Below are 6,655 nucleotides of genomic sequence, written 5' to 3'. Positions count from 1 at the left end.
CCACCCGATCCCCCACCGGGACCAGGTCCGCCGGGGCCGGGCCCAGGGCCGGGACCCGGTCCTGGACCGGGTGGGGCGTCAGCGATTGGCCCGAAGCCGGTGTAAGTCGGCGCCGGCTTCAGCGGAGCGGCATCGGAAACTCCCGCACCGACTGCCAATCCCGACATGCCAAGGGCTGCCGCGAATGCCGCGCCTGCCACGCGCTTCACATACATACCTGTCAGTCCCTTCCAAGCTTGATGAACAACGACATCTGGCGGCTTCGCCATGCGGGCGACGCCCTTAGGGACAAGTCACGTCAATCTCGAATGGCTTGCTCACCGGCTGCTGCTGATCGGCTGAGGCAATCCCCGTCGCGGTGCCTTTGATCGTGTAGGAATTGCCGCTCTTGGTCGCTTGCGCGTTGGCTTGATTCTGCGCACCGGCCGAGTAACCCAGTGTCACGCCCGTCAGATTGCCCAGTCCGACTGCTTGCACGACTGGCGGGTCAGCGTTGGTTACAACCGCGCCAACGCCGGCGGTCGGATCACCGATCCCGATGCTGAGATTGCCGTTCACCTGAGTGCAGGTGGCCTGGCCGGCGACATTCTGGGTCTGGCCATCGATGATGACCTTGCTACCGCCAGGTGCAGGCGCGCTGGTGCTGCCCGCAGCAGGCGCATTGTTGCTGCTGCTTTCGCTAGTGCCGGACTTGTTGCTCGAACAGCCGGCCAAGCCTGCTACCACGGTGGCCGCGGCCGCGATGCCAACCAAAATCTGTTGCTTTGCCACTGGTCTCCTCTACCTCGTCGCCGACTTTTGCTACCTGCGCGCTCAAGGCAATCGATGCCGTGTCATCCGGGATGCACGGGCAAGGGCTCGTTCCGTTCGCGACCTTACGCGGTTGCCTGCTCTGGATGCAGTAGCCCGCGGCCGGGCATTTGAAACGCAGCGCACAACGGTTTGGAGGAACGAGCAGTGATCGAGGAGCATCCGCGAACGGTGAGCCGCGACGATCCAGAGGTGGTCCCGGCTGGGTTCGAACCAGCGACCTCCCGCGTGTGAGGCGGGCGCTCTTCCGCTGAGCTACGAGACCGGTGCAGCAGGCGAAACGACGTCGAAGATTAGCACGCGCAGCCCCGCCGGCAGAACGTGCTGCCCGAGGTTAAAACAACGGCGCGCGTGTCGTTGCCGAGAAATTTGTGCGGTCCCGCTCGGTTGGACTATTGTCGTGCTTCGCACCGGGCGACGATCTCGTCCGTTGCGCGCGGATGTAGCGCAGTTGGTAGCGCATCACCTTGCCAAGGTGAGGGTCGCGGGTTCGAATCCCGTCATCCGCTCGAAGGTGCGAATGGCATCAACCCCAGCGGTGGAGTGGCCGAGTGGTGAGGCAACGGCCTGCAAAGCCGTGCACACGGGTTCGATTCCCGTCTCCACCTCCAGATTTATTTCCCCGGCGCGATTAGCTCAGCGGGAGAGCGCTTCCCTGACACGGAAGAGGTCACTGGTTCAATCCCAGTATCGCGCACCAAGCTTTACCCAGGTGAAGGTCTAGATCTAGACACCCTCACCAGTGGTCGTGCAACAAATGTGCAATAGCTTTCCCAAGTGGCGTCCTACGCAACGAGGAAGGGCACCACCACCCTGAAAACCACCACTCACCCGTTCGTCGGGGCTCGCCGCGTCACCGAAACCGCCGGAGTCACTGGCGATCTCGCGGTCCAGGGCGTGGGAGACCGGGACAGCGGACGAGCTGTCGGACCTCGGTGCGAGCATCCAGCGATGAAGTTGCTTGTGCTCGGCGTCGTCCTGGTCGCGGCAACCGGGGAATTTTCCCAAGTTGCTAGCGCCGATCCGACACGAGAACCGTCCCCGCCCTACGTAATTCAGTCCCCGGCAGGGCCAACTGTCGGGGGTCTGCGGAGCTTGCCGCCGATCTGCGGCACCGTGCCACGTGCCTGCTCGGGGAACTGGAACCCCGACACCGGGGCATGGGACTTCCCGCTGGGAACCTGAACGCCTCAGCCGACGTCTGAATAAGTGATCTGGCCGTCCCACTCTCCGGGGCGGTCCGATGCACGCGGGGTGGGCCTCCGCGACCCCTTCTTCGGAGCCATCTCGATGTCTGCCAACGCAGCGGCCTCAGTCAGCGCCTCGATTACCTGGCGGGCCTCCGCTGGCGTGATCGGATCACCAGGGACGTCAACAGCGATGCGCCTTTGGATGCGCCCGTCAACATGTTGCTTGCCGATGACGGCGACAGTGATGGGGTAAGGCCGTCCGTTGTGGGTCGTGTGTTCGACTGTCCAGCTGTGCCCGTCGAAAAGTCGTTGGCCGTCTTCCCAAGGGCCGATCCATGTTGCGTCTTCGGGGTTGCGGGTCACGGATGGGGCTCCTCTGTGGTCTGTAGGCCCCCCTGGCGCGAAACAATACGCTACGAAGCGTAACTATTTTACCCGGGTCTACCGGTCTCGGAATCCTTGTCTGATTTGCGGACACTCATTGTCGATGGTTCGGGGTACCACGTCGCCGTGGCCGAACCGCGCGTCGGCGTGATCCCAGCATGATTATCGGTGGCGCAGGCGGCGGGATCGCGGCATTCATTGAGGGCGCGACAGCGAGCGAGCCACCGCAATGCGGGAAGTCACGAAATATGCCAACCAAGTCACAGGAGAATCATAAATCCCAACAGTCACGACCCAGACAGATTCTTAAATATTAATCATCTAAACCACAGCTAACTATGTGTGGTTTATCACCTCTTTCTCAGGTACAGTCGGCGCCACGATGTGACACACGCGTCGAATAGCTGGTGCCTATCAGAAGGAGATCATGGTCATGCAACAAGCACTTCGCCCCCATGCCATCGCTGCAGTCGCCCTGGCATTGGGCGCCAGCCTGATCGCGCTCACTCCAGCGACAGCACCGTCACCCGCCATACCTCACGTTCACCTGCCCGACGTCCAGCTTGCTGCCGGCCCCACCATCGTGCTCCCCGATCCACTGTCAGGCATAGAAAATGTCCTGACCAGTGACTTTTCCACGCTGGAAAGCGATGTGACCCATGGTTTCTCAACTCTGGAAAGCGATCTGACCAATGACCTTTCAGGTCTGGGTACTCTCTCCGGTCTCGATAGCAATCTCGTCAGTGGCTTTTCCACGCTTGAAAGCGATCTGACCAGTGGCTTTACCACCCTAACTGAGGCCCTTATCGGTTACCCCAACGATCTCCCGGGCACTAACTCCCTAGAGGACTGGCTTGAACGGCTCCACACCGACATAGATGGCAGTGCAACTGACAGCTCATTCGTTACCACCCTTCAAAACATTGATACCCTCCTCAGCAATGGGGTCGGCCAGCTCGTAAATATTGACTACATACTGTTTATCGAGTGTGGTGTGGCCTGCGCTGACTTCGCACCGTAGGCCAGATCGCCGAGGCGATCCTCTTCGCTGCGTGTTGAATTTGTCCAAATTCTCACTTGCCTGGCGAGCGGATCGGAACGAACGCACCTGAGAACGAGGCCGGCCACGCTTACACCGATCCCGGCTGGTCGGTTTCTGCGGTCTGGTGCTCATGCCGCGATCGTCATATGCAATGGCGATGCTGGTATGGGAAGGCCCTTTACGCGCCGCAGCCGGGACAGCATTGCCGACTTCGCGACCGCGGACCTGTCTCCCCTGCTTGGTGTAGGCCCCAGAGTCGATTAAAAATTACGCCGCTCTTGGCCCGATATGCGGCGAAAACCGTGATTCCATAAACACCACTACCGAGCCGTTCGTCGGTACTCACGGCGTCGCCGAAACCGCCTCGCCCACAACCGATATGACTGTCCAGGCAGCGCCGCCGCTACCACATCACGGGGCGACCGGTGAAGCCGTCAAGCGGGCTGACACTTGAAGAGCTGTCACGTTGGGTGTGTGCAGCGGCGAGTTCGAGGTTAAGCCTGCGGTTGTCGGCACGGAGCTGGTGGAGTTCGATGATGAGGGAGTCCAGCGCATCGTATGCGGCGGCCATGGCGGTCACGCGACGCTCTTCCCGACAGGCCGGAGGACGCGGCTCGCCTCGCGGCATCTCCACAACATTTCCCATCTTCTTCACCCCTTAAACCGTTTGAATGACCCCTCGGAGCGGGGCCAATGGCTCACCCTTCTATGGTGCGCCGATGCGGTGCGACTGTCGTCCGTAGTCCGCTACTTATGTTTTTCCGACGTCGTACGTGCTGAACGGTTGACCGCCCCGCCCCGCTCTCCTCGCGGCGGCCCGTTTCAAGGTGCCTGGCGAACCAACCGGTGCGACAATCCCGCGGTGGGGGAACGAGATGCCGCACAGGCCGCGCAACTGATCCGGGCTTTGTGCGAAGTACGGGACAAGATGATCAGCCAGATGACCTGGCTCGAAAAACACGACCGGCAGTCAGACGCCGCAGCGTTGCGGCGAGACGTCAATGAAACGCAGGCCCACATCACTCGTCTGCACCGCTGCTATCTGGGCGGAGATGTGCAGGCATCTCAACCCGTTCGCCGGGCCCGGTAATACATCTTGAACGGCTGCATCAATTGTGGCGAAGATCCTCTTGTCCCACAACGAATCCCGTCTACGTCTGCTGCCGCACCCCTGCCACTGGACCAAGGCTCAAGAAGCCCACGTCGTCGCTTATATACGGATCGGTCAGATGGCTTGGGCAGTAGACTTGCGCCGACACGGCGATGAATCTGATCGCGGTTCTATGAACCCGAGCGGACTCTTGGCGCAAAGCCGGGTTGTCCTCGAATATGCCGTTCATCTCTTCGTCTACCACCTTATAGACCGAGGCGCCGCCATTGAGTTCGGCACAAATTTGATGGGCTCTGGCGACGAGAGCAGGCAAGTTATCAATGAGGGGAACCTGATCTTGTTCGAGCAGCGCCACAAACTGGTCCTGCTGATCCTGCTGGCTTGGGTCGGCGCGTGCTGCGCCGGCGCAAATAATTGCGGCGGTCAGCACCACCGAGGCGCTAACCAGAGCGTCTGCAAGGCTGGTGATGCCGGTGCGCACGGCAGGATTTCCATTTCTTCGGTGCCATCTGCTCGGTATTAATTCAACCCTCGCGACGACAGGACGTCCATAGGTACGGAATGAGCACGGCGTGTATAGCCTGCCGCGCTGATGTAACGCCACGGGTCTGATGGTCGATAGGTCAGCAACGCCCTGGTCGTCCGGAAGGGAAGCGACTTATGGACTGGTCCAAGCTCTCCACTGTCGCGGCGGCGGCGGCGGTGTTGATCGCCGTGCCTGCGACGATCGCCGTCCCCGTCGCGGTCGCCAACGTCCCGGGTTGTTTGCCCCTCAACGGAACACAACTCACCGCCAGTAGCCATGAAGACACCAACTATCTCGGCATCATCTACGACAGCAACGTGACGTACTGGTACCAGGATGGTGCGGTCAACTGGCACAGAACCGTCGATGGTGGCGAGTTCAACCTCACCCACACCAACACCTCCGGCACCGTGCCCGCCGCGCCAGGAAGCACCGCAACCATTCCCGGCACCGACAGCGGCAGGCGAGGCAGCGCCGCCGGCGGAAGCCCTATAGTCGTGACCGTTTGCAACCAATAGGGCGCTTCCCTTGCATGCACCATCGGCTCAAGCAGTTGTGGGCGACGCAAGTATTTGCGTGCCGTAGCTGACAGCATTCGCAAATGAAAGTTTGCCTGTGCAGGCACCTGGTCACCGGACGTGGGGACCTGGGATTTCCCGGGAACGCCCTAGCCGACGTCTGAGTAAGTGATCGGGCCGCCCCATTCTTTCCGCTCTCCGGGGCGGCCCGATATCGGCGGGGTGTGCCTCCGCGACCTTTTCTGGAGTGTCGCCTCGGTGTCTGCCATCGCGACGGCCTCAGTCAGCGCCTCGATCACCTGACGGGCCTCCGCTGGCGTGATCGGGTCACCAGGGACGTCAACAACCATGCGCCTCTGGACGCGACCGTCGTCGTATTGCGTGCCGATGACGGCGACGGTGATCGGGTGAGGCCGTCCGTTATGGGTGGTGTGCTCGACTGTCCAGCTGCGCCCGTCAAAGAGTCGTCGGCCGTCTTCCCAGGGTCCGATCCATGTTGCGTCTTCGGGTTTGCTGGTCACCGGTGAGGCTCCATCTCTCGCCCCCTGGACGCGAAGAATACCCTACGCAGATTGGGCCGTTCGCGGATAACGCGCAGATCTACCGGTCTTCGGAATCCTTATCTGATTTGCGGACGATGTCGAGAAATGCTTGACCCAGGGCCGCGCCGCCACCGCGGCGCCGGGGTGCGTGACCCGCCCGTCCAGCCACAATGGCCGCTTGTCGGCGATTCGCGGCACGCGCCGATCAGGCATCGGTGTCGGTGGACGCGCGTAGCGTCCCGACCCACCGGAGAGAGGCCAGATCATGTTGATGCGTTTATTCTTTGCCGCTACCACGGCGGCACTCACGCTCGGTGGCATCGTCAGCTCCGCGCCGGCCGGCGCCGAGCCTCGCTGCCTGTTCCAAGGCGACTGGAACTGCCAGGGGCCGCCGCGATACAACGGGCCGCTGCAAAACACCTGGGACGTGCCGGGCACTTACGGCGGCTGGACGCAACTGCCGCTGCTCTGCCCCGGCGGCGCCGACCTTCGACCTTGCCAGCAATACGTCCCGCAGCCGTGAGGTGGAAGC

General features: G+C 61.8%; 10 protein-coding genes, 4 tRNA genes and 1 pseudogene. 8 read left to right on the top strand and 7 right to left on the bottom strand.

Annotated elements, in window-relative coordinates; all coding sequences use genetic code 11:
* From WAN02_RS05790 to WAN02_RS05780, 3 genes and pseudogenes are all read right to left on the bottom strand, one after another.
* Positions 1 to 209: pseudogene (locus tag WAN02_RS05790) on the bottom strand (hypothetical protein); the annotation flags it as partial.
* A 73-nt stretch (positions 210 to 282) separates the two neighbouring features.
* Complete coding sequence (locus WAN02_RS05785) at positions 283 to 771, bottom strand: lipoprotein LpqH (protein WP_422263214.1); 489 nt, start codon at positions 769 to 771, stop codon at positions 283 to 285.
* A 232-nt stretch (positions 772 to 1,003) separates the two neighbouring features.
* Positions 1,004 to 1,075 (bottom strand) — tRNA-Val (locus WAN02_RS05780).
* Positions 1,076 to 1,246: 171 nt separating this feature from the next.
* Here WAN02_RS05780 and WAN02_RS05775 point away from each other — a divergent pair.
* The 4 genes from WAN02_RS05775 (at position 1,247) to WAN02_RS05760 (ending at position 1,995) form a co-directional block, all read left to right on the top strand.
* A tRNA-Gly gene (locus WAN02_RS05775) sits at positions 1,247 to 1,319 on the top strand.
* Positions 1,320 to 1,347: 28 nt separating this feature from the next.
* Positions 1,348 to 1,421: transfer RNA gene (locus WAN02_RS05770), tRNA-Cys, on the top strand.
* Positions 1,422 to 1,435: 14 nt separating this feature from the next.
* Positions 1,436 to 1,510, top strand: a tRNA-Val gene (locus WAN02_RS05765).
* A 77-nt stretch (positions 1,511 to 1,587) separates the two neighbouring features.
* Positions 1,588 to 1,995 carry a hypothetical protein gene (locus tag WAN02_RS05760; protein WP_422263213.1) on the top strand — a complete coding sequence of 136 codons (408 nt, stop codon included), beginning with the start codon at positions 1,588 to 1,590 and terminating at the stop codon, positions 1,993 to 1,995.
* 5 nt (positions 1,996 to 2,000) lie between these two features.
* Here the strand turns inward: WAN02_RS05760 and WAN02_RS05755 are convergent, their stop codons facing one another.
* On the bottom strand, positions 2,001 to 2,363 hold the full coding sequence (locus WAN02_RS05755; protein WP_422263212.1) for a hypothetical protein: 363 nt from the start codon (positions 2,361 to 2,363) through the stop codon (positions 2,001 to 2,003).
* A 454-nt stretch (positions 2,364 to 2,817) separates the two neighbouring features.
* Between WAN02_RS05755 and WAN02_RS05750 the strand changes: the two genes are divergently transcribed.
* Complete coding sequence (locus tag WAN02_RS05750; RefSeq protein WP_422263211.1) at positions 2,818 to 3,405, top strand: hypothetical protein; 588 nt, start codon at positions 2,818 to 2,820, stop codon at positions 3,403 to 3,405.
* 424 nt (positions 3,406 to 3,829) lie between these two features.
* On the opposite strand, the gene WAN02_RS05745 is transcribed toward WAN02_RS05750, so the two are convergent.
* A complete protein-coding gene (locus WAN02_RS05745) occupies positions 3,830 to 4,006 on the bottom strand; it encodes a hypothetical protein (protein WP_422263210.1) in 177 nt (58 codons plus the stop codon).
* 282 nt (positions 4,007 to 4,288) lie between these two features.
* On the opposite strand from WAN02_RS05745, the gene WAN02_RS05740 reads away from it, so the two are divergent.
* Positions 4,289 to 4,516, top strand: a complete 228-nt coding sequence (locus WAN02_RS05740; RefSeq protein ID WP_422263209.1) for a hypothetical protein — start codon at positions 4,289 to 4,291, stop codon at positions 4,514 to 4,516.
* Positions 4,517 to 4,577: 61 nt separating this feature from the next.
* Here the strand turns inward: WAN02_RS05740 and WAN02_RS05735 are convergent, their stop codons facing one another.
* On the bottom strand, positions 4,578 to 5,018 hold the full coding sequence (locus WAN02_RS05735) for a DUF732 domain-containing protein (RefSeq protein WP_422263208.1): 441 nt from the start codon (positions 5,016 to 5,018) through the stop codon (positions 4,578 to 4,580).
* A 179-nt stretch (positions 5,019 to 5,197) separates the two neighbouring features.
* On the opposite strand from WAN02_RS05735, the gene WAN02_RS05730 reads away from it, so the two are divergent.
* The gene (locus tag WAN02_RS05730; protein ID WP_422263207.1) at positions 5,198 to 5,581 is read left to right on the top strand and encodes a hypothetical protein; all 384 of its coding nucleotides are present in this window, start codon (positions 5,198 to 5,200) and stop codon (positions 5,579 to 5,581) included.
* A 149-nt stretch (positions 5,582 to 5,730) separates the two neighbouring features.
* Here the strand turns inward: WAN02_RS05730 and WAN02_RS05725 are convergent, their stop codons facing one another.
* Positions 5,731 to 6,102 carry a hypothetical protein gene (locus tag WAN02_RS05725; RefSeq protein ID WP_422263206.1) on the bottom strand — a complete coding sequence of 124 codons (372 nt, stop codon included), beginning with the start codon at positions 6,100 to 6,102 and terminating at the stop codon, positions 5,731 to 5,733.
* A 286-nt stretch (positions 6,103 to 6,388) separates the two neighbouring features.
* Between WAN02_RS05725 and WAN02_RS05720 the strand changes: the two genes are divergently transcribed.
* A complete protein-coding gene (locus WAN02_RS05720) occupies positions 6,389 to 6,646 on the top strand; it encodes a hypothetical protein (protein WP_422263205.1) in 258 nt (85 codons plus the stop codon).
* The last annotated feature ends 9 nt before the right edge of the window (positions 6,647 to 6,655 follow it).

This window comes from Mycobacterium sp., assembly GCF_049281135.1.
Classification (GTDB): domain Bacteria; phylum Actinomycetota; class Actinomycetes; order Mycobacteriales; family Mycobacteriaceae; genus Mycobacterium.
Note: the sequence above shows the minus strand (reverse complement) of the source record. Positions and strands in the feature narration are given on the sequence as shown.

Excerpts from the sequence above, each read along its gene's own strand:
- WAN02_RS05750 (WP_422263211.1), top strand. The coding sequence starts at position 2,818 with ATGCAACAAGCACTTCGCCCCCATGCCATCGCTGCAGTCGCCCTGGCA.
- WAN02_RS05730 (WP_422263207.1), top strand. The coding sequence starts at position 5,198 with ATGGACTGGTCCAAGCTCTCCACTGTCGCGGCGGCGGCGGCGGTGTTG.
- WAN02_RS05720 (WP_422263205.1), top strand. The coding sequence starts at position 6,389 with ATGTTGATGCGTTTATTCTTTGCCGCTACCACGGCGGCACTCACGCTC.